Origin of the sequence: Streptomyces sp. NPDC052043 (genome assembly GCF_044548235.1) — a bacterium.
Lineage (GTDB): Bacteria > Actinomycetota > Actinomycetes > Streptomycetales > Streptomycetaceae > Streptomyces.
Window position 1 is genome coordinate 1 of record NZ_JBIUBT010000014.1, and the last position, 19,239, is coordinate 19,239.

General features: G+C 72.7%; 19 protein-coding genes. 11 read left to right on the top strand and 8 right to left on the bottom strand.

Annotated elements, in window-relative coordinates; all coding sequences use genetic code 11:
- Positions 1-336: 336 nt before the first annotated feature.
- A complete protein-coding gene (locus ACIHCX_RS29790) occupies positions 337-1,284 on the top strand; it encodes an MIP/aquaporin family protein (RefSeq protein ID WP_400034857.1) in 948 nt (315 codons plus the stop codon).
- 43 nt (positions 1,285-1,327) lie between these two features.
- Here ACIHCX_RS29790 and ACIHCX_RS29795 read toward each other — a convergent pair whose 3' ends face one another.
- Entirely contained in the window at positions 1,328-2,353 is a 1,026-nt protein-coding gene (locus ACIHCX_RS29795; RefSeq protein ID WP_400034859.1) for an alcohol dehydrogenase, read from the bottom strand.
- A 133-nt stretch (positions 2,354-2,486) separates the two neighbouring features.
- Complete coding sequence (locus ACIHCX_RS29800; protein WP_400034860.1) at positions 2,487-3,293, bottom strand: thioesterase family protein; 807 nt, start codon at positions 3,291-3,293, stop codon at positions 2,487-2,489.
- Positions 3,294-3,424: 131 nt separating this feature from the next.
- On the opposite strand from ACIHCX_RS29800, the gene ACIHCX_RS29805 reads away from it, so the two are divergent.
- Positions 3,425-3,940, top strand: a complete 516-nt coding sequence (locus ACIHCX_RS29805) for a GNAT family N-acetyltransferase (RefSeq protein WP_400034862.1) — start codon at positions 3,425-3,427, stop codon at positions 3,938-3,940.
- An 11-nt stretch (positions 3,941-3,951) separates the two neighbouring features.
- Here ACIHCX_RS29805 and ACIHCX_RS29810 read toward each other — a convergent pair whose 3' ends face one another.
- Positions 3,952-5,106, bottom strand: a complete 1,155-nt coding sequence (locus tag ACIHCX_RS29810) for a Gfo/Idh/MocA family protein (RefSeq protein WP_400034864.1) — start codon at positions 5,104-5,106, stop codon at positions 3,952-3,954.
- Positions 5,107-5,294: 188 nt separating this feature from the next.
- Here ACIHCX_RS29810 and ACIHCX_RS29815 point away from each other — a divergent pair, with 188 nt between their 5' ends.
- The 3 genes from ACIHCX_RS29815 (at position 5,295) to ACIHCX_RS29825 (ending at position 8,219) form a co-directional block, all read left to right on the top strand.
- Positions 5,295-6,302, top strand: coding sequence for a LacI family DNA-binding transcriptional regulator (locus tag ACIHCX_RS29815; RefSeq protein WP_400034866.1), 1,008 nt, complete (start codon positions 5,295-5,297; stop codon positions 6,300-6,302).
- Positions 6,303-6,597: 295 nt separating this feature from the next.
- Complete coding sequence (locus ACIHCX_RS29820) at positions 6,598-7,638, top strand: PP2C family protein-serine/threonine phosphatase (RefSeq protein ID WP_400034868.1); 1,041 nt, start codon at positions 6,598-6,600, stop codon at positions 7,636-7,638.
- A 173-nt stretch (positions 7,639-7,811) separates the two neighbouring features.
- On the top strand, positions 7,812-8,219 hold the full coding sequence (locus ACIHCX_RS29825; RefSeq protein WP_400034870.1) for an SseB family protein: 408 nt from the start codon (positions 7,812-7,814) through the stop codon (positions 8,217-8,219).
- 69 nt (positions 8,220-8,288) lie between these two features.
- Here ACIHCX_RS29825 and ACIHCX_RS29830 read toward each other — a convergent pair whose 3' ends face one another.
- Entirely contained in the window at positions 8,289-8,633 is a 345-nt protein-coding gene (locus tag ACIHCX_RS29830) for a VOC family protein (RefSeq protein WP_400035208.1), read from the bottom strand.
- A gap of 398 nt (positions 8,634-9,031) precedes the next feature.
- On the opposite strand from ACIHCX_RS29830, the gene crcB (ACIHCX_RS29835) reads away from it, so the two are divergent.
- The 5 genes from crcB (ACIHCX_RS29835) to ACIHCX_RS29855 all read left to right on the top strand — a co-directional run bounded on the left by crcB (ACIHCX_RS29835) (position 9,032) and on the right by ACIHCX_RS29855 (position 12,201).
- Entirely contained in the window at positions 9,032-9,493 is a 462-nt protein-coding gene (gene crcB / locus ACIHCX_RS29835) for a fluoride efflux transporter CrcB (protein WP_400034872.1), read from the top strand.
- On the top strand, positions 9,493-9,855 hold the full coding sequence (locus ACIHCX_RS29840; RefSeq protein WP_400035210.1) for a DUF190 domain-containing protein: 363 nt from the start codon (positions 9,493-9,495) through the stop codon (positions 9,853-9,855). Before crcB (ACIHCX_RS29835) ends, ACIHCX_RS29840 begins: the two co-directional genes overlap by 1 nt.
- Complete coding sequence (crcB, locus tag ACIHCX_RS29845) at positions 9,852-10,220, top strand: fluoride efflux transporter CrcB (protein WP_400034874.1); 369 nt, start codon at positions 9,852-9,854, stop codon at positions 10,218-10,220. Before ACIHCX_RS29840 ends, crcB (ACIHCX_RS29845) begins: the two co-directional genes overlap by 4 nt.
- Before the next feature lie 124 nt (positions 10,221-10,344).
- Entirely contained in the window at positions 10,345-11,181 is an 837-nt protein-coding gene (locus ACIHCX_RS29850; protein WP_400034876.1) for an undecaprenyl-diphosphate phosphatase, read from the top strand.
- Positions 11,182-11,268: 87 nt separating this feature from the next.
- On the top strand, positions 11,269-12,201 hold the full coding sequence (locus ACIHCX_RS29855) for a glutaminase (protein ID WP_400034878.1): 933 nt from the start codon (positions 11,269-11,271) through the stop codon (positions 12,199-12,201).
- A gap of 48 nt (positions 12,202-12,249) precedes the next feature.
- Here the strand turns inward: ACIHCX_RS29855 and ACIHCX_RS29860 are convergent, their stop codons facing one another.
- Positions 12,250-13,437: a D-alanyl-D-alanine carboxypeptidase family protein gene (locus ACIHCX_RS29860; protein WP_400034880.1), complete on the bottom strand. Its 1,188-nt coding sequence runs from the start codon at positions 13,435-13,437 to the stop codon at positions 12,250-12,252.
- Between the two features lie 157 nt (positions 13,438-13,594).
- Positions 13,595-14,743: a transcription termination factor Rho gene (gene rho, locus ACIHCX_RS29865; RefSeq protein WP_400034882.1), complete on the bottom strand. Its 1,149-nt coding sequence runs from the start codon at positions 14,741-14,743 to the stop codon at positions 13,595-13,597.
- 511 nt (positions 14,744-15,254) lie between these two features.
- On the opposite strand from rho, the gene ACIHCX_RS29870 reads away from it, so the two are divergent.
- Positions 15,255-17,375: an N-acetylmuramoyl-L-alanine amidase gene (locus ACIHCX_RS29870; protein WP_400035212.1), complete on the top strand. Its 2,121-nt coding sequence runs from the start codon at positions 15,255-15,257 to the stop codon at positions 17,373-17,375.
- Positions 17,376-17,471: 96 nt separating this feature from the next.
- Here the strand turns inward: ACIHCX_RS29870 and ACIHCX_RS29875 are convergent, their stop codons facing one another.
- Positions 17,472-18,440, bottom strand: coding sequence for an acetylxylan esterase (locus ACIHCX_RS29875; protein WP_400034884.1), 969 nt, complete (start codon positions 18,438-18,440; stop codon positions 17,472-17,474).
- A 149-nt stretch (positions 18,441-18,589) separates the two neighbouring features.
- Positions 18,590-19,078: a MarR family winged helix-turn-helix transcriptional regulator gene (locus ACIHCX_RS29880; protein ID WP_400034886.1), complete on the bottom strand. Its 489-nt coding sequence runs from the start codon at positions 19,076-19,078 to the stop codon at positions 18,590-18,592.
- Positions 19,079-19,239: the final 161 nt, after the last annotated feature.

Genomic DNA, 19,239 nt, shown 5'->3' on the forward strand with positions numbered 1-19,239 from the left:
TGATCAGCTGGCGTAGACACCCTGATGATCAACGGTCTCGTGCCTGTGCTGCTGCCGCGTCAACTCCCGCTGGACACGGACGATCTACGCGATCCCGGAACTTGCAACCGCCCTGCAGGTCGGCGCGGTGGCCGGCGGGTCGCGAAATCCCCCGTCCGGCGCGCCGAGTGCCGGGGACGGCGGGGCCGTTGTCTCGGGCCGGGCCGAGTGGCCCGGGTCAGTACCGGCGCGCAGACTGGGCGGTGAGGCGGGGCCGCCCGGGGCCGGGCGGCGACGCGTGGCCACCCTGTGCGGGGCTGTGGGCCGTTCGCCGGACCGTTCGTCGAAGGGGCCGATATGGCCGTGGAAATCCCGCCCCTGCTGAGACCCTCACGGCTCAGGCGCCGTGGCGGGCTCTGGGGCGAATGCATGGCAGAGTTCCTCGGGACGCTGGTCCTCATCGCCTTCGGATGCGGCTCGGTGGCCATGGCGGTCGCGGCGCTGCCCGGCTCGGGACGCACCGCCGGCCCCACGACGTTCTTCGTCAGCTCCGGCGACTGGCTGTTGGTCGGCTGGGGCTGGGCCTTCGCGGTGGCCTTCGGCGTGTACGTCGCCGGAGGCGTCAGCGGGGCGCACATCAACCCGGCGGTGACACTGGCCTTCGCGGTGCGTCGCAGGTTCCCCTGGGCGAAGGTGATTCCGTACTGGATCTCGCAGGTGGTGGGCGCCTTCGTCGGCGCGGCGCTGGTGTACGCGGTCTATCACGACGCGATCAACACCTTCGACCAGGCGATGAAGGCCCCGAAGACGCACGGGCACACCGTCGCCTCGTTCTCCATCTTCGCCACGTTCCCGGCGCCCTACTTCCACGGCGGTTCCTGGGGTCCGCTCGTGGACCAGATCGTCGGCACCGCGTTCCTGGTCATGCTGATCGTGGCGGTCATCGACCTGCGCAACACCGCCGTGATGGCCAACCTGGGCCCGCTGGTCATCGGCTTCGTGGTGGCCGCCGTCGGCTTCTCCTACGGAGCGAATGCCGGGTACGCCATCAACCCGGCCCGTGATTTCGGACCGCGTCTCTTCACGTTCTTCGCCGGGTGGGGAGACCTGGCCCTACCCGGCAGCCAGGCCGGGTCGTTCAGCCACTACTGGTGGATCCCGATCGTCGGACCGCTCGTCGGCGGGGTGGTCGGTGTCCTCGTGTACGACCTGTTCATCGGCGACGTCCTGCACATCCGGGGCCAGCAGGACGAACTCCCGGAGCCCGGAACCACCCGCCTGACCGAGAGAGAGGACGACACCTAGGGCCTCTCGTTTGGACGTTCCGTCAGGTTGGTGGGCCGGTCGGTCATCCGGTCGTGAGCACCATGCGGAACCGGGCCGCACCGGCGAGCATCTTCCGGTACGCCTCACCGGCCTGGTCCAGCGGCACGACCTCGGTCATCGGACGGATCCCGTGCAGGGCGCTGAACGCCATGGTGTCCTCCACGTCCCGCGCGGTGCCCGACGGGTGGCCGCGGACGATCCGGCCGCCCGTGATCAGCTGGAGCGGGCTGATCCCCAGCGGCTCGGGTGCCGCACCGATGACCACCAGCTCACCGCGGGGCGACAGTCCGTCGACGGTCGCCGCGGTGGCCTCGGAACTGCCGGCCGTGGCCAGTACGGTCCTGGCGCCGCCCAGCGACTGCAACGCGTCGGCGACGGGCGTGTCCGTCGTGCTGTCGACGTAGTGGTGCGCGCCGAGCTGCTTGGCGAAGTCGGCCTTGTCGGCCCCGCGTGCGATCGCCACCGTCTCGAAGCCCATGGCCACCGCGTACTGCACCCCGAGGTGTCCCAGGCCGCCGATGCCGAGCACGGCCACCAGATCACCCGGCTGCGCGGAGCTGCGCCGCAGTCCGTTGAACGTGGTCACGCCCGCGCACGCCATGGGTCCGGCGTCGGTCGCCGCCACCGCGTCGGGGATCCGGGCCAGGGCGTCGACCGGCGCGATCACCCGCTCGGCGAAGCCGCCGTCGTAGGACCAGCCGGGGACCTTCAGGTTCGGGCACACGACGAAGTCGCCCCGCCGGCACGGGGTGCAGTGGTGGCAGCTCCCGCCGAACCAGCCCACCGCCACCCGGTCGCCCACCCGCCAGTCCTGGTCCCGCGCCCCCTCGCCGAGCTGCTCGATCCGCCCGGCGATCTCGTGCCCGGGAACCACCGGGAAAGTGATGCCGGGCAGCGCCGCGTCCACGAAGAAGCTGTCGCTGTGGCAGACTCCGCACGCCTCCACGGTGATCGCCACCTGGCCGGGGCCCGGCTCCGCCGCCTCGCGCTCGGCGATCTCGAACGGACCTCCCGCGGCGGTCGCCTGCGCGACTGTGTAGGTACTCATCTGTCTCTCCCGGAAGCGGGTACGACGGCCCCCGCAACCAGGACATCAGTTCCGCGCCGATCGCGCGCGCCGTACGCGCCGGACCGGGCCGCGGCGGGCGGCCGGTCCGCGACGGCGCGGGGCCCGGCCCCGGTCAGCCGCCGGGCATGGGGCGCACGGTCAGGATCTGCTGGGCGTGGCCGACCGGGCCGTGCAGGTCGTGCAGGACCGTGCTGGTCAGGCCCACGCCGGTCGGGCCGAAGGCGACGGTGGTGTCCAGACCGGTCCAGCGGCCCTCCGGGCGGCGGTGCAGGTGCACGGTCAGGTCGACGTTGGGGAACATCCACTCGGTGGGCGACTGGCGTGCGGCGATGCCGTTCGCCGTGTCGACGAGGGAGAGGTACGAGGCGAGCGGGCTGCTGGGCTCGCCGGCGACCAGGGTGAGCGGGGTGGAGACCCAGGCGGTGGTGCGGCCGGGGCTCGGCGGGGCGAGCGGGCGGATGTCCAGGGACGCGATGAAACCGCCCGGCCAGAGCTCGTCCATCGCCCAGGACGAGAGCCCCTCGGGCGGGGCGAGCCGGTCGCCGGCGCCCCCGGCGACGGCCGCGGTGTCCTGGGCCGACAGCAGCCAGACGCGGGCCCGGACCACCGGACGGCCGGCGATGCGCACGACGGCTTCCAGGAGTTCGATGGTGCGGCCGGGGCGGAGGGTCTCCACCTCGATCTCGCACTCGTCCAGGGCCGGGCGGCCCAGGATGTCGTAGCTGATCCGGGCCGGTATCAGCGCGCTGCCCCCACGCGCGGCCAGATGGTCCTCGACCGCGTGGACGACCAGTCCGCCCAGTGGGCTGAAGTGCTGCTCGCGCACGTCCCACGCGCCGCCGGCGTGTGCGGTGGGCTTGAAACGGCGCTCGTCGATGCGCTCGTAGTAGCTGTCGGGAGCCGGGGCGCCGGTGTTCAACGGGGGCTTCTCCTCAGGCTGTTCACAGGAAGCCGAACTGGCACGGGTTCGCGCGCCGGATCGGCCGGGCAGGCCCCATCATGACCCAGCCCGTACGTGGCACCTACACCCACCTGCGCTCAGGAGGCCCCGTGCTCTTGCGTGACGTCACCCCCGACGATGTGGACGCCTACGTCCGGATGCGCTGCGACCCGGTCATGATGGCCGAGCTCGGCGGGCCCCTGCCGGCCGACGGCATGGCGGACAAGGTGCGCCGGGACGCCCGGCAGGCGGCGGCCGGCACCGCCTGGATCAAGATGATCGTCCCCGACCCGGACATCCCCGAGGAGGTGGCCGGGACGGTGACCGTCTGGACCCACGACGGCGACGACGGCCCGATGTCGGAGATCGGCTGGATGGTGCTGCCCCGGTACCAGGGCCGCGGCCTCGGCGGGCGCGCGGCCCGCGCGCTGCTGGAACGGGCGCGGGACGAGGACCGCTGGGGAGTGGTGCACGCCTTCCCGGCCACCACCAACGCGGCCTCGAACGGCATCTGCCGCTCGCTCGGCTTCCGGTTCGTGGGCGAGCGCGAGACGGCGTTCGCCGGCCGGGTGCTGCGCACCAACCACTGGGCGATCACGCCGCGCACGGACCTGACGCTGCGATGAGGCGGCGCGGGTCAGCCGAGCGTCACCCACGCGCGCCGCTCGGCGGAGCGTGCCATCGCGTCCAGGACCACCGCGGCGGCCACGGCGTCGTCGAGGGTGGCGCCGTGGGCCGCGCCCTCCGCGACCGAGCGCAGGAAGTGGTACGCCTCGATGACCTTGAGGTCGTCGTAGCCCATGGCGTTGGCCGCACCCGGCTGGAAGGCCTCGTACTCGCCGTGGCCGGGCCCCACGTAGACGGTGCTGACGGGCTGGTCCTGGTACCCGGTGCCGCGGCTGACGCCGAGTTCGCCCATGCGCCGGAAGTCCCACCGAAGCGCGCCCCGGGTGCCGTGGATCTCGAAGCCGTAGGCGTTCTGCTCGCCCACCGAGACCCGGCACGCCTCCAGGACGCCGCGCGCGCCGGAGGCGAACCGCAGCAGGCAGCTGACGTAGTCGTCGTTCTCGACCGGACCGAGCTCGCCGCCGGCCGCCCGGGTGTGACCGGCGGTGGCGCCGGTGGGCCGGGCCCGTTCGGGCACGAACACGGCGGTGTCGGCGGCCAGCGACTCGATCTCGCCGAGCAGATGGCGGGCCAGGTCGACCCCGTGCGAGGCCAGGTCGCCAAGTACCCCGCTGCCGCCGCGTTCCCGCTCGTAGCGCCAGGTCAGGGCACCTTCAGGATGGGCCGCGTAGTCGCTGAACAGCCGGATGCGCACATGGGTGACCCGGCCGATCTCGCCGGCCGCGATCAGCTCGCGGGCGGCGGCGACGGCGGGGGCGTTGCGGTAGTTGAAGCCGACCGTGCCCCGCACACCGGCTTCGGCGGCGGCCTCGGCGACCGCGCGGGCGTCGTCGGCGCTCAGGCCCACCGGCTTCTCGATCCAGATGTGCTTGCCCGCCGCGGCCATGGCCACACCGATCTCGCGGTGCAGGAAATTCGGGGCGGTGATGCTGACCGCCCGCACCCGGGGGTCGGCGGCGACCTCCCGCCAGTCGCGGGTGGCGGAGTCGAAGCCGTACCGCTCGGCCGCCTCCTCGGCCCGGCCGGGCACCTCGTCGGCGACGGCGACCAGACGCGGACGTACCGCGAGCCGGGGGAAGTGGTGGGCCACACGGGAGTACGCCTGCGTGTGCACCCGCCCCATCCAGCCGAATCCGACGACGGCGACGCCGAGCGTAGGCACCATGACACCCCTCGTTTGGACCGATCCACAACCTGGTGGCTCACCATGGGGCCGCCCCTCGCAGGGTGTCAAGCCACCTCGCAAGACAGGCAGGACGCCAATCGAGCCGCCGTGTGAAGCTCCCTTCCGGCGCCTCCGGACCGCTTCCCGGCCCTTTACAAGAGGCCTGCTCCCGTGGAACGGTCCACACCGTGCGCCCACCCACCATCCGCGACGTCGCCGCGCGCGCCGGTGTGTCCAAGTCCCTGGTCTCGCTGGTGCTGCGCGGCTCCGGCAGCGTGCGTCCGGAGAAGCGGCGGGCGGTCCTCGCCGCGGTCGAGGAACTCGGCTACCGGCCCAACGCGGCCGCCCGCAGCCTCAGCGAGCGCCGCACCCGCACCGTCGGCGTGCTGCTGAACGACCTGCGCAACCCCTGGTTCGTGGAACTCCTCGACGGGCTGAACTCCCGCCTGTACGACCGCGGTCTGCACATGCTGCTCGCCGACGGCCACCTCAACCGGCGCCTGGGGGAGGACCTCACCCGGACCTTCACCGAACTGCGTGTCGACGGCCTGGTCGCCGTCGGAACCCTGTGGGACCCGCGGGCCCTGCGCGTCGCGGCCGGCCGGGTGCCCACCGTCGTCGCCGGTACCCGTGAACCCGACCTGCCGCGGGTGGACGTCGTCGCGGGCGACGACGAGCAGGGCGCCCGGCTGGCCACCGAGCACCTCATCGCCCTCGGCCACCGGCACATCGCCCACATCGCCGGCCGGGGCGCGGTCGGCGAGCTGCGCCGCCGCGGCTTCGAGGCCACCATGCGCCTGCACGGGCTGGCCGGCACGGCGGTCGTCGAGCAGGGCGACCTCACCGAGGAGGGCGGCTACCGAGCCACCGTACGGCTGCTCAGCCGGGCCCGGCGGCCCACCGCCGTGTTCGCGGTCAACGACATGGCCTGTGTCGGCGCGCTGTCCGCCGCGGAGGAGAGCGGCCTTCGGGTCCCCCGGGACCTCTCCCTGGCCGGCTACGACAACACCTACCTGTCGCGTCTGCGCCACCTGTGGCTGACCACCGTGGACAACGCCGGCCACGACGTGGGCCGGCGCGCCGCCCAGCGGCTGCTCGACCGCATCGACGATCCGGACTCGCCCGGAACGGTGGAGTTGACCAGCCCGGTCCTGGAAGTGCGCGGCACGACCGCACCACCCGCCGCAGCCGACTGACGCGCACCCTCCCGGTCCGACGGCCGGGGCGGACGTCCGGGGGCAGGCCCCGTGCATCGGCCCCCGGTCGCTGGTTACCCGGACCCCGGGGTTCGGCAGTGAGCCCACCGGGGTCCTCCGCGCCTCCGCGTCGCGGAGGGCCCACGCACGGCGCCGTCCACCGCCCCGCCTCCGGCGGCGCGGCCTGCGGCGACCGCCGCCTCGCCGGGTCGGCCCAGGGGTGAGAACATGGCGTGTGTCGCTCATGGACCTACGGCGTTCACCATCGGGACGGGTCCTGATTCTCATCCCCCTGGTGCTGATTGCTGTGGTGGGCGTCGTGGACGCCTTCACCCCGCCGGATGTGCACCTCGGCCCGCTGCTGGTCGCGGCTCCCGCGTTCACCGCCGCGTTCTCCGGGCCCTGGCTCACCGCGCTGATCGGCGCGCTGGCCGCCGGGACCGAGCTCTCCATCGGAGGGGTCCAGGGCACGCTGGGCACCCAGAACCTCCAGGCGGAGGTCGCGTCCCTGATCATCGTCTCCGGTATGATCGTGGTGTTCTGCCTGTTCCGAGACCGGCGCGAGCACCAGTTGACGCAGAGTCGGGTCGTGGCCCAGGCCGTCCAGAACGTGCTCTTCCCGGCCCTGCCCGAGCGCAGCGGCCCCCTGCGGATCGCCTGCCTGTACCTCGCCGCCCAGGACGAGGCCACCATGGGCGGGGACCTCTACGCCGCCGCCCGCACCGGACACAGCACCCGGCTGCTCATCGCCGACGTGCGGGGCAAGGGCCTGCCCGCGATCAGCCATGCCGCGCTGCTGCTCGGCGCCTTCCGCGCGGCCGCGCACCGCCGGCCCTCGCTGCCGCGGCTGGCCGTGCACCTGGACGGCGCCATGCGCTGGGAGTTCCGGCAGTGGCAGACCGCGCAGATGCTCGACATCGACGAGTCGTTCGCCACCGCGCTGCTGGTGGACATCCCCGACACCGAGCCCGTGCTGCACCTGCTCAACTGCGGCCACCCCGCCCCGCTGCTCATCGGCGGGGCGAGCGCCGAGCCCCTGACCGCGCAGGTCGTCGCACCACCACTGGGACTGGGCGAACTGTCCGACGCCGTGGACTACGTGGTCGCCTCGTTCCCTTTCCTGCCCGGCGACACCCTGCTCCTGCACACCGACGGCGTCCTGGAGGCGCGCAACGCGCGGGGCGACTTCTACCCCCTCACCGACCGGGCCGGCGCCTGGGCCGGCGAACCGCCGGACCTCGTCCTGCGCCGGCTCCACGACGACCTCCTCGCCCACACCCACGGCCACCTGGGCGACGACGCGGCGGCCGTCGCGATCCGCCGCACCCCGTGGTGACACCGGGCGCCGCCTCGCGGACCGCCGGTCACGGCCGTCGGCCGGTACGGCTCGTGGAATCTCCCGGCGCCCGGTGATTGCGCGGTGTGCGATCGGGTACGCGAGCAGAGCCCGTGCCCGGCCGGTCAGCTGCCGGGCGGGCCGCTCGACTGCCGCGACCAGGGAAAACCGCCATGCAGACACCAGCGAACGACAACACCCCGACGCCCGCCCAGCAAGCGCTGGACGTGCTTGTCGAGAACGCCGAGGACACGAGGGCACTGGAGACGCTCGCGAGCAGCGACGTGCTGGTCCCCGTGCCGGACGACGCGAGCGAGGAGGACGCCACCAACCCCACGGCGGTGGCCCTGCCCGTGCTCGAACAGCCGGGCGGGGCGCCGGTGGTGCCCGTGTTCACCTCCGAACTGGAGATGTCCGACCTGCTGCCCTTCGTCTCCCGCTACCGCCTCGTGCCGCTCGGCGCGCTGGCGTCCCAGTGGCCGGCCGACGACCTGTCGCTGACCATAGACGCCAGTTCGCCCCACGGTCTGACGCTCACCTCGGAGGGAGTGCGCAACCTGCTGGCCCGGCCGCAGGCCTGAGCGGCGCCGCGAGGACCGGCCGAACCCGCCCGGCCGTCCGCGGTGGGCGGCACCGCCGCGGCGGCCGGCTCAGGCGTCCTGGAGGAGGCCGATCAGGTTGCCTTCGGCGTCCTTCACCGAGGCGATCAGCCTGCCGCCGCCCACCTCCTGCACGTCCTGGAGCACCTCGGCGCCCGCGGACACCAGCGCCGCCAGCCGGGCCCTGATGTCGTCGACGTGCCAGAACGGCACCGGTCCGGTCATGCCCTTGGAGTGCCCGTTCGGGTCGAGCCCGACGTCCTGCCCGGCAGCCTTGTACCCGACGTAGTAGGGCGTGTCGGCGTACGGCTCGACCTCCAGCAGCGCGCTGAACAGGGCTTTGGCCCGGTCGAGGTCCTTGACGGGGTAGATGATCGTCTGGAGGCCGGCGGTCAGGGCCATGGTGGTGCTCCTTGGTGTTCGGCTCTGTGGTCGGCGGAGGCCGTGCACTCGGCAGAGGCTTCGCACTCGACAGAGCAATGTCTCCGCCCTCGACAGAGGAGGGGGCCGACGTGTGCGTCGACGGTTCCACGCTAGGGCGGCCGGGTGCCGCGCGGCTTCTCCGATCCTGACCGGTTGCGGCAGGCGTCACCCCCTCGCCGTACACACCCCCGTCGGCGCGTGCGGTACGGATCGGGGTGGGGTTAGCCTGGACCCCGGCCGCGACGACCTCGCGGCGCGGCGGTGGGGCCCGCCGTACCGAAACCGTGGCACTGGTGCCGCCAACGGTCCCTACTCGCGTACAAGGAGCGTTCCGGGGTGCCCGGACGCGGGCGAGCAGGAGACGCAGCAGCATGACCGTCCCGGAAAAAGAGAGCCTGCGGGCGCGGACCAGTCCCGCGCGGCGGCGTGCCTGGCGGACGCAGACACCGGTGGTCGCGGTGGTGGCGCTCGGCGGAGCGCTCGGGGCCACCGCCCGCTACGCCGTCTCGCAGTGGCTGCCGGCCCCGACCGGGGGCTTTCCCTGGGCGATCTTCTGGGTCAACGTCCTCGGATGCGCGGTGATCGGTGTCTTCATGGTGGTCATCACCGACGTGTGGGGCGCCCACCGGCTGGTCCGCCCGTTCTTCGGCACCGGTGTGCTCGGTGGTTTCACCACCTTCTCGACGTACGCCGTCGACATCCAGCGGCTGGTGGACTCCGGCCACGCCGGCACCGGCCTTGCGTACCTCGCCGCGACGCCGTGCGCGGCGCTCGCGGCGGTGTGGCTCGCCATGACGGCGGCCCGCCGTGTTCTGAAGTGGAGGCAGGGATGATGACCAGGCTCACCGGCAGCGCACTGCGCGTGACCGTCTTCGTCGGGGAGAACGACACCTGGCACCACCGGCCCCTGTACTCCGAGATCGTCCACCGGGCCCATGCGGCGGGCCTCGCGGGTGCCAGCGTCTTCCGCGGTGTGGAGGGGTTCGGCGCGACCTCCCTGATCCACACCTCACGACTGCTGTCGATGAGCGAGGACCTGCCGGTGGCGGTGGTGATCGTGGACACCGAGGAGCGGGTGCGGGCGTTCCTGCCGCAGCTGGACGAGCTGGTCGCCGAGGGGCTGGTGATGCTCGACGACTGCGAGGTCATCCGGTACGTCGGGCGCGCGGCCGCGAAGGGCGGGGCGCCGTCGTGAACTGGCTGCTGGTGGTCGCCGGGGCGGCGGTCGGCGCGCCCCTGCGCTACCTCACCGACCGTGCGGTGCAGTCCCGGCACGACTCGGTGTTCCCCTGGGGCACCTTCGTGGTGAACGTCTCCGGCTGTCTGATACTCGGCCTGCTGACCGGCGCGGCGGCCGGGGGCGTCGCAGGACCGCACCTGCAACTGCTCCTCGGCACCGGTCTGTGCGGGGCCCTGACCACGTACTCGACCTTCTCCTACGAGACGCTGCGGCTCACCGAGACCGGTGCCGGCTCCTACGCCCTCGCCAACGTCGTCGCCAGCGTCGCGGCGGGGCTCGGCGCGGCCTTCGCCGGGGTGTGGATCGCCGGAGTCCTCTGAGGCGTGGACCGCCGGAAGCCTCCGACGGTTGCCATGGGATTCCGGTGCCCGTCACCGGGCTGTCACCTCGGCACCGTAAGTGTGTGACCACCACTGTCGATCACCGTCCCCAGAACTGGATCCCATGAGCGCCATCTCCGTCGGTCAGGCCGTCGTCCTCGGAGTCGTCGAGGGGGTGACCGAGTTCCTCCCGGTGTCCTCCACCGGCCACCTGAAGATCACCGAGGGGCTCATGGGCATCCCCGTCGACGACGCGTCGGTCGTCGCGTTCTCCGCCGTCATCCAGGTCGGCGCCATCGCCGCCGTGCTGGTGTACTTCTTCAAGGACATCGTGCGGATCATGTCCGCCTGGTTCCGCGGACTGGCGCACCGGGAGGAGCGCTACCACCACGACTACAAGTTCGCCTGGTGGGTCATCTTCGCGACGATGCCGATCGTGGTGGTGGGCCTGGCCGCCAAGCCCTTCATCGAGGGGCCGCTCGGCTCCCTGTGGGTGGTCGCCGGCTCGCTGATCGCGGGCAGCGTGGTGATGTGGTGCGCGGACCAGATGGGACGGCACAAGCGCGGTGAGGACGACACCTCCTTCAAGGACGCGATGCTGGTCGGCAGCTCCCAGATCCTCGCCCTGCTCTTCCCCGGCTTCTCCCGCTCCGGCGCCACCATGTCGACCGCGCTCATCCTGGACCTGGACCGTGTCGCCGCCACCCGCCTGTCCTTCTTCCTCGGCCTCCCGGCCCTGACCGGCGCCGGCATCTACGAGCTCAAGGACGCGCTCGGCGAGAACGTGGGCGCCGTTCCCCTCGCCGTCGGCACCGTGGTGTCCTTCGTGGTGGCCTACGGCTCCATCGCCTGGCTGCTGAAGTTCGTCGCCAAGCACTCCTTCAACGCGTTCGTCGTCTACCGGATCCTGGTCGGCCTGCTGCTGTTCGGCCTGCTCGGCACGGGTGTCCTCAGCAGCTGAGCACCGGGTGGCGGCCGAGTTCCGCGGCACTGCCGTGCCCGCCGGCCGGCCGCCGTCGCAGCGCACCGGGACCGGCCCGGAGGCAGAATGGCGATCATGACGTCGTCCCCGACCTACCTGCCGGTCCTGGAGCGCATCGCCGAGGAGATCGGGCACACGCCCGGCCGCGGGCGTCCGGCCGACTACATCCCGGCGCTCGCGGCCCGAGACGCCCGCGCCTTCGGCATGGCCGTCGCGGAGCTGGACGGCACGGTGTACGGAGTGGGGGACTGGCGGGAGCCGTTCTCCACACAGTCCCTCACCAAGGTGTTCACCCTCGCCCTCGACCTGGCGCGCGAGGGCGACGAACTCTGGGAGCACGTGGGCCGCGAGCCCTCCGGCAACCCGTTCAACTCCCTGGTGCAGCTGGAGTACGAGAACGGCATCCCGCGCAACCCGTTCATCAACGCCGGCGCCCTGGTGGTCACCGACCGGCTCCAGACCCGTACCGGCGACGCGGCGGGCGAGCTGCTGCGCTTCCTGCGCGCCGAGAGCGGCAACCCGGAGCTGGACTTCGACGAGGAGGTCGCCGCGTCGGAGACCGCGCACGGCGACCGCAACGCCGCCCTCGCCCACCTCATGGCGTCCTACGGGAACGTCGACAATCCGGTGCCTGTCCTGCTGGACCAGTACTTCCGCCAGTGCTCGATCGCGGCCTCCTGCGCCGACCTCGCGCTGGCCACCTCGTTCCTCGCCCGGCACGGCATACGGGCGGACGGCACCCGGCTGCTCGAAGGCAGCCAGGCCAAACAGGTCAACGCGGTCATGCTGACCTGCGGGACGTACGACGCGGCCGGCGACTTCGCCTACCGGGTCGGCCTGCCCGGCAAGAGCGGCGTGGGCGGCGGCATCGTCGCCGTCGTACCGGGCCGGATCGCGCTGTGCGTGTGGAGCCCCGGCCTGGACGAGCGCGGCAACTCCGTGGCCGGCGTGGCGGCCCTGGACCGCTTCACGACCCTCACCGGCCTGTCGGTGTTCTGAGGGGCGGCCCCGGCGACACCGTGCGGACCGCGCCCGGTCGTCGGCCGGTCAGGCGCGCGAGGCACGCTTGTACCGGAACCGCAGGCCGAGCAGCAGGACCCCCGCGCCCAGCCCGGCGGCGCCCACGATGGCCCCCGTCTGCGTCCAGTCCGGCCCGGCGGACCGGGGTGACCCGGTGGAGGCCACGACCGCCGTTTTGGGCTTCGCCCCGGTCGTCGCCTCGCGCGGGACGGGCCGCAGAGCGTCGAGCGAGCCGACCGGATCGACGTGCCCGGCGGCGGCGAACCCCCAGTCCAGCAGCGCGCGCGCCTCCTCGTAGACGGCGTGGCCGCCCGCCTCGGGGTGCATCACCGTCACCACGAGGGTGCGCCCGCTGCGGTGGGCCGCGGCGACGAGCGTGTTGCCCGCGTTGGTGGTGTAGCCGTTCTTGATCCCGATCAGACCCGGATACGGCGCCACGCCGTCGGCGCCGGTCAGCAGGCGGTTGGTGTTCGCGATCTGGAACGTGCCGTCGGTGCCGGGGAAGGCGGCTCGCGCGGTGGAGCAGTACCGCGCGAAGTCCGGGTCGCGCAGTCCGGCCCGCCCGAACACGGCCAGGTCGTACGCCGAGGAGTCCTGCCCGTCGGCGTCGTAGCCGTCGGGGGAGACGACCGTGGTGTCCAGGGCACCCAGGGAGCGGGCCTTGTCCTCCATCTGCCGGGCCGTGTGCTCCCAGCCTCCGTTGAGCGCGGCGAGCACGTGCACCGCGTCGTTGCCGGAGTTGAGGAACACCCCCCGCCACAGATCGGCCACCTGGTACGTGTGGCCCTGGACGACCCCCACCAGGCTGCTGCCCTCCCCGATGCCCAGCAGCTCCTTGGCGCTGACGGTGTGCCGGATGCCTCCGGGGAAGGCCGGCAGCGCGGTCAGCGCGAACAGCGTCTTGAGCGTGCTCGCGGGCGGCAGTCTGCGGTGCGCGTCGTGCGCGGCCAGCACCTCGCCGGATGCGGCGTCGGCCACCACCCAGGACAGCGCGGAGACGTCCGGAAGCGCGTGCGCCCCGCTGCGGAGCCGGACCTGAGTGCCCTCGCCGTACAGCACGGCCGGCTGCGGCACGGTCGCCTCGGGCCGCACTATGGCGCCCGGGCCCCCGCCGGTCGGGCCGAGGGCCGCGACCGGAGAGGCCGGCGCCAGGGTGGTCGCGGCGCAGAGTGCGCAGGCCGCTACGGAGGCGCGCATAGGAAATCTGATCTTCATACCGCAAACCTAGGGACAAAAGGGCGCACGTGGGACGCTGTCCAGAGCCGAACGGGGTTCGCCGGCACCCGGATGTCCTAGCGCACGCCCCGACGGACGCATGTGCTGACGGACGCGCAGCGGGCGCGAGGGGGAGGGGCGTCGAGCGCCCGGCCGGCTAGCCGCGGGGCAGGGTCGGCTGGACGCGGCGCAGGAACGTGGCGTTGTCGGGCGTGTCGCGCAGCCGTTCCAGGAGGGTCTCCAGGCCGGTCCTGCCCTCGCGGCCGCGCAGTACGCGTCGCAGACCACGCACCGCCGTCAACTCGGCCGGGCTGTGCAGGAGTTCCTCGCGGCGGGTGCCCGAGGGGTCGATGTCGACGGCCGGGAAGACGCGGCGGTCGGCGAGTTCGCGGCTCAGCCGCAGCTCCATGTTGCCGGTGCTCTTCAGCTCCTCGAAGAAGAAGTCGTCGGCACGGGAGCCGGTCTCCACCAGCGCGGTGGCCAGGATGGTGAGCGAGCCGCCCTCCTCGACCGACCGCGCTGCTCCGAAGAGCCGCTTGGGTCCCTGGAGCGCGCCCGCGTCCACCCCGCCGCTGAGGGTGCGGCCGCCCGCCGCGGCCGCGTTGTTGTGGGCCCGGCACAGCCGGGTGAGCGAGTCGAGCAGGACGACCACGTCCTCGCCCGCCTCGACCAGCCGTTTGGCCCGCTCGACGACGAGTTCGGCGAGCGCGATGTGCTGCCTCGGGGACCGGTCGAAGGTGGAGGCATACACCTCGCCGCGCACACGCCGCCGCATGTCGGTGACCTCCTCGGGGCGTTCGTCGAGCAGCACCACCATCAGCCGGCACTCGGGGTGGTTGCCGGCCACGGCGGCGGCGATCTGCTGGAGCAGCACGGTCTTCCCGGTCTTCGGTGGTGCCACGACGAGCCCGCGCTGCCCCCTGCCGACGGGCGCGATCAGGTCGGTGACGCGGCCGGTGAGCCCGGCGGCGGGGTGCTCGAGGCGCAGCCGCTCGCTCGGGTGCAGCGGAGTGAGGTCGTGGAAGCGGCGCCGGGCCCGGGCCTCGTCCGGCGCGCGGCCGGCCACGCGCGTGACCTCGCTGACGGTGTGCTGCTGCCCGCGCACGCCGGTGACGGCATCGCCCTTGCGCAGGCCGTGGCGGCGGATCAGCGCCGGGGAGAGACGGGGGTCGGCGGGCGTGGGCAGGCAGTCCTCGCCGCGCAGATGCCCCTTGCCGGACGCGTCGATGTCGAGGACACCGGTGACGGACCGGGCAGCCGCGGACGGCTGCCGCGGTGCGGCGGGGCGTTCGAGGGTGATGGTCATGGAGGGAGGTCCTTTCGCGGACGGACGGCACGGGGCGTGCGGGGGAGGGAAAGGAGAAGCCGCGACAGGGAGGCGTGGAGCAGGGCCTGTGGCGGGAGACACCACCTCGGCCGCGGCGTGCTGCCCGGGGAGGGCGGATCGCCGCTCACGGAGAGGGTGAGAAGAAGCAGATCGCGTCGACCGCGACAGGCGCGGCGAACCGGCGAACTGATGAAGAAACGCACCGGCGCCCGCAACAGGGCGTACACAAGTGCTGACAGAACCATACCACCCGGCTCGCCTGCCGTGGAGTTCCCGCCCGCGTAGGAGCGCGCCGCCGCACGCCGGTCGGAGTGATCTGCGCCACTGTCACCCATCTGTCCGTGACGTTCGCCGACAGCGAAGCGCTGAAAGAACCGACCACCCGCGTGACGGGTGTGCCTTCTGATTTTCTTCTTCGGTCCGTTTCGGGCCCTGTGGGGGTGGATTCGCCGTGAGCCGTCGTACGTCGCACGCGTACAGACCGCTGAGCCTGAAAAGACGGGCGTGGTTGACGCTCGGTGCCGTGGTCCTCGGGGGTGGGGGCATCGTGACGTACGCCGTCGCCAGTCCTTCGGCCGACCACGGCGCCACGGGCCGGGCCAAGCGCCCGCCGAAGGTCTACGACCTCGCGCTGAACGGCGACACGGACGCCAGGCGCGAGCTGCCTCGCACGGACACCCAGCAGTTCTCGCTGCTCGGCGTCACCTGGACGGGTGCCACCCAGCGGCTGCACGGCACGGCGCAGGTGCGCACCCGGAGCACGGCGAGTGGCGAGTGGAGCGCCTGGCGCGACCTCGAACTGGACGCCGACCCGCTGGAGAAGCCCGGCAGCCGCGTGCGCGGCGCGTCCGAGCCGCTGTGGGTCGGGCCCTCCGACGGCGTTCAGGTGCAGATCGTCCGCAAGAACGGCACCACCGGCCCGATGCCCAAGGGGCTCAAGGTCAACCTGGTCGATCCGGGCGTGGTGACCGACGCCGAGACCAAGGCTCCCACCGGGAACGAGCCGGCCGCCTTCGTCGCCGGAACCAGCCCCGACGCGACGAGCACCGACATGCCGCCCGACACCCCGTCGGCGCCGCCGTCCACCGTCCCCCAGCCGCCGATCGTCTCGCGCGCCGACTGGGGCGCCGACGAGTCGCTCAGCCCCGACCCGTCGGAGTACAACGCCGATGTGAAGGCTGTGTTCGTCCACCACACGGACGGTGCCGCCTACACCTGCGACCAGTCGGCGTCGATCGTGCGCGGCATCTACGCGTTTCACACGCACGCCGAGCCGAGCGGCAACGGCTGGAACGACATCGGCTACAACTTCCTGGTCGACAAGTGCGGCACCGTCTTCGAGGGCCGCAAGGGCGGTGTCGGCCTGCCGGTCCTCGGCGCCCACACCTACGGCTGGAACCGGGAGTCCACGGGCATCGCAGTGCTCGGTGACTACACCTCCACCAGCGCCTCCAGCGCCGCACTGGCCTCCGTCGCCCGCGTGGCGGCCTGGAAGCTCGGCCAGTACGGAGCCGACCCCGCCGGTACCGTCCAGCTGACCACGGCGGCCACTCAGAAGAACCTCTCCGGCACCAGCTTCACCGCGGGCAGCACGTACACCTTCAACCGGATCTCCGGTCACCGCGACGGCTACGCCACCGAGTGCCCCGGCGCTTCCCTGTACGCCCAGCTGCCCACCATCCGCTCCTGGGCGGCCGGCCCGGTGCAGGGCCTGAAGATCGGCTCGGTCACCGGCGCGACCCTGTCGGGCTCGACGTACTACACCAAGGGCGCCCTCACCGTGAAGTGGACGGCGACCACACCGGGCTCGCTCATCAAGAACTTCCAGCTGCTGGTGGACGGCAAGACGGTCGCCACGACGTCCGGCACCGCCACCTCCGCCTCTGCCACGGTGGCCGCGGGCAAGCACACCGTTGCCGTGCGGGCCGTGCACCAGTCCGGGAAGACCGCGACCACGGCCGCGCTGAACGTCACGGCGGAGACGACCGCCCCGACCTTCACCACCACACCGAAGCTCGCCCTGCGCGGCGGCACCGTCAACACCGCCGCCGTCCCGGTCACCCTCAGCTGGAAGGCGGCGGACGAAACGGCCCTGCGCTCCGTGGAGCTGCTGTCCCCGACCACGGCCACCTTCGGCCCGACCACCACCAGCTCCAGCCGCACCGCCAAGTCCGGCGCCGCCTCCACCTGGTCGATGCGCGCCAATGACTACGCCGGCAACTCCCGCACGTCGTCCCCGTCGTACACGCCCGTGATCCTCCAGGAGAGCTCCGCCACCAAGTCCGGCAGCTGGACCAGCCGCTCGTCGACCAGCTACCTCGGCGGCAAGTCGTACTCCAGCGGCTCCAAGGGCGCCTCCCTCACCTGGACCTTCACCGGCCGCTCCGCCGCCTGGGTGGTCTCCCGCGCCTCGACCTCCGGCCAGGCCTACGTCTACGTCGACGGCACCAAGGTCGCCACGGTCGACCTGAAGTCCTCCACCACCCAGTACCGGCAGGCCATCTGGACCAAGACCTGGTCCAGCAGTGCCAAGCACACCGTCAAGATCGTCGTCGTCGGCACCTCCGGCCGGGCCACGATCACCACGGACGGCCTCGTCTACATCAAGTAGCCCATCCCTCCCGCGCCCGGGAGCGGGCAACACCGCGAGTCCGGCAGCCGCCCACAGGCGACTGCCGGGCTCGCGGGCATGCAGGGCCCCGGGGCGTCAGGCGTACGACCGCAGCCAGCGGACCTGGGCCGCCTCCTGATAGGGGCCGCCGCCCTCGTGGTCGTTGAAGTCGTACACCTCGATCTGCTTGTCCTGGTGCGCCCAGGCGTTGAACGCGGCGAACACCGTGGAGGGCGGGCAGGTCTGGTCCTCCAGGGCCGCCGAGAAGAGCGCGGGCGCCCGGCCGCGGGCCGCGAAGTGCACGCCGTCGAAGTACGACAGCGTGCGCAGGGCGTCCTCGGTGCGGCCGCGGTGGGTCCTGAGATAGAGACCGATCTCCCGGTACGGGTGGCGGTCGGTCAGCGTCGCCGCGCGCGGGTAGTCGCACAGGAACGGCACGTCCGGCGCTATCGCGACCAGGTCCGGCACCAGAGCCCCCACCGCGATCGTGATGCCGCCGCCCTGGCTCACGCCGGTCGCCACGGTCCGCCCGGCGTCGGTCAGCGGGTGCGAGCGCGCCGCCTCGATCGCCCGGACCGCGTCGGTGAACACCCGGCGGTAGTAGTAGTTCTCCGGCGCGTCCAGACCGCGGGTCATGAATCCGGGATGCGCCGGCGCGCCGCCGACCGGATCGGGGGTGCCGCCTCCGCCGCCCCAGACGCTGCCCTGCCCGCGCGTGTCCATCACGAAGTGCGCGCGGCCCGTCGACGCCCACAGCAGGTGTTCGTGCGCCAGGCCGCGCCCGCCGCCGTAGCCGACGAACTCCACGACCAGCGGCAGCGGCGCGTCGACCCGCGCGGGCAGCGTCAGCCAGCCCTTGACCGGGTGCCCGCCGAAGCCGGCGAAGGTCACGTCGTACACCTTCACCGTCGCCAGCCCCGCGTCCACCAGGTCGAACCGGGCGTCCAGGTCGTGCTCGCGGGCCTCCTGGAGCGTCTTGGACCAGAAGGCGTCGAAGTCCTCGGGCTCGACGGACGAACTGCGGTACTCGCGGAGCTCGTCGAGAGGGAGGTCGAACAGGGCCATCACCAACCGCCTTTGCGTAGAGACATGCATAGAGACATGCGTAGAGACGTGTGAAGAGACTGAGGACGCCACACCGTACGGCCCCGGCGCGGCCCGCCGTCGGCCGAGGCGTTCGTTCCGGACGAGGTGCGCGGGCGGCCCCGGGCGTGTCAGGCGCCGTCGTCGTCCCGGTGGTGCCAGGCGTTGTAACGGGTGAGGTAGCCGGCGAACCGCTCGAGGTCGTCCTCCGGCCAGCCGGCCAGGCGCTCGTGGAAGGCCGCACGGCGGCTCTCGGTGACCCGGGCGAGGATCCGCCGGCCGGCGGCCGTCAGGTGGAGCACCTGGACGCGGTGGTCGCCGGGGTCGGTACGGCGCTCGACGAGCCCGGCGCGCTCCAGCGCGGACACCTGCCGGCTGACGGTGGACTTGTCCAGCGCGTAGTGCGCGGCCAGGTCCGTGGCCCGGCAGCCGCCGCTCTCCTCCAGATGCCCGAGCAGCGTGTACGACACCAGCGACAGTTCGGGGTGCATGCGCCCCGCCGAGGCCCGGGCCCGGCGGGCGAAGACCGTCATCTCGCGGTGGATGGTCTCGACGGCCGTCTCCCCGGCGGGCGTCCGCCGTGTGACGGCGCCCTCGTCCGGTTCTGTCGCTGCGGTCACCGAATGCCTCCCGTGCTCTCCCGGTTGCATAGTACAACTGGCCTGGGAGATGGGGGCCGGCCACCGGTGGGGCCGAAGAGGGAGTCTGCGGCCGAGGGTTGGGGTAGGGTGACCTGCGGCCGCGGAGGGTCCCGGTCGCAGGAAACCGAGGAGGTGAGACC

What these genes read in the sequence shown, in the direction of transcription:
- ACIHCX_RS29790 (WP_400034857.1), top strand. Translation starts at nt 337, where the DNA reads ATGGCCGTGGAAATCCCGCCCCTGCTGAGACCCTCACGGCTCAGGCGC.
- ACIHCX_RS29795 (WP_400034859.1), bottom strand. Translation starts at nt 2,353, where the DNA reads ATGAGTACCTACACAGTCGCGCAGGCGACCGCCGCGGGAGGTCCGTTC.
- ACIHCX_RS29810 (WP_400034864.1), bottom strand. Translation starts at nt 5,106, where the DNA reads ATGGTGCCTACGCTCGGCGTCGCCGTCGTCGGATTCGGCTGGATGGGG.
- ACIHCX_RS29825 (WP_400034870.1), top strand. Translation starts at nt 7,812, where the DNA reads ATGCAGACACCAGCGAACGACAACACCCCGACGCCCGCCCAGCAAGCG.
- crcB (WP_400034872.1), top strand. Translation starts at nt 9,032, where the DNA reads ATGACCGTCCCGGAAAAAGAGAGCCTGCGGGCGCGGACCAGTCCCGCG.
- ACIHCX_RS29840 (WP_400035210.1), top strand. Translation starts at nt 9,493, where the DNA reads ATGACCAGGCTCACCGGCAGCGCACTGCGCGTGACCGTCTTCGTCGGG.
- ACIHCX_RS29850 (WP_400034876.1), top strand. Translation starts at nt 10,345, where the DNA reads ATGAGCGCCATCTCCGTCGGTCAGGCCGTCGTCCTCGGAGTCGTCGAG.
- ACIHCX_RS29855 (WP_400034878.1), top strand. Translation starts at nt 11,269, where the DNA reads ATGGCGATCATGACGTCGTCCCCGACCTACCTGCCGGTCCTGGAGCGC.
- ACIHCX_RS29860 (WP_400034880.1), bottom strand. Translation starts at nt 13,437, where the DNA reads ATGAAGATCAGATTTCCTATGCGCGCCTCCGTAGCGGCCTGCGCACTC.
- rho (WP_400034882.1), bottom strand. Translation starts at nt 14,743, where the DNA reads ATGACCATCACCCTCGAACGCCCCGCCGCACCGCGGCAGCCGTCCGCG.
- ACIHCX_RS29875 (WP_400034884.1), bottom strand. Translation starts at nt 18,440, where the DNA reads ATGGCCCTGTTCGACCTCCCTCTCGACGAGCTCCGCGAGTACCGCAGT.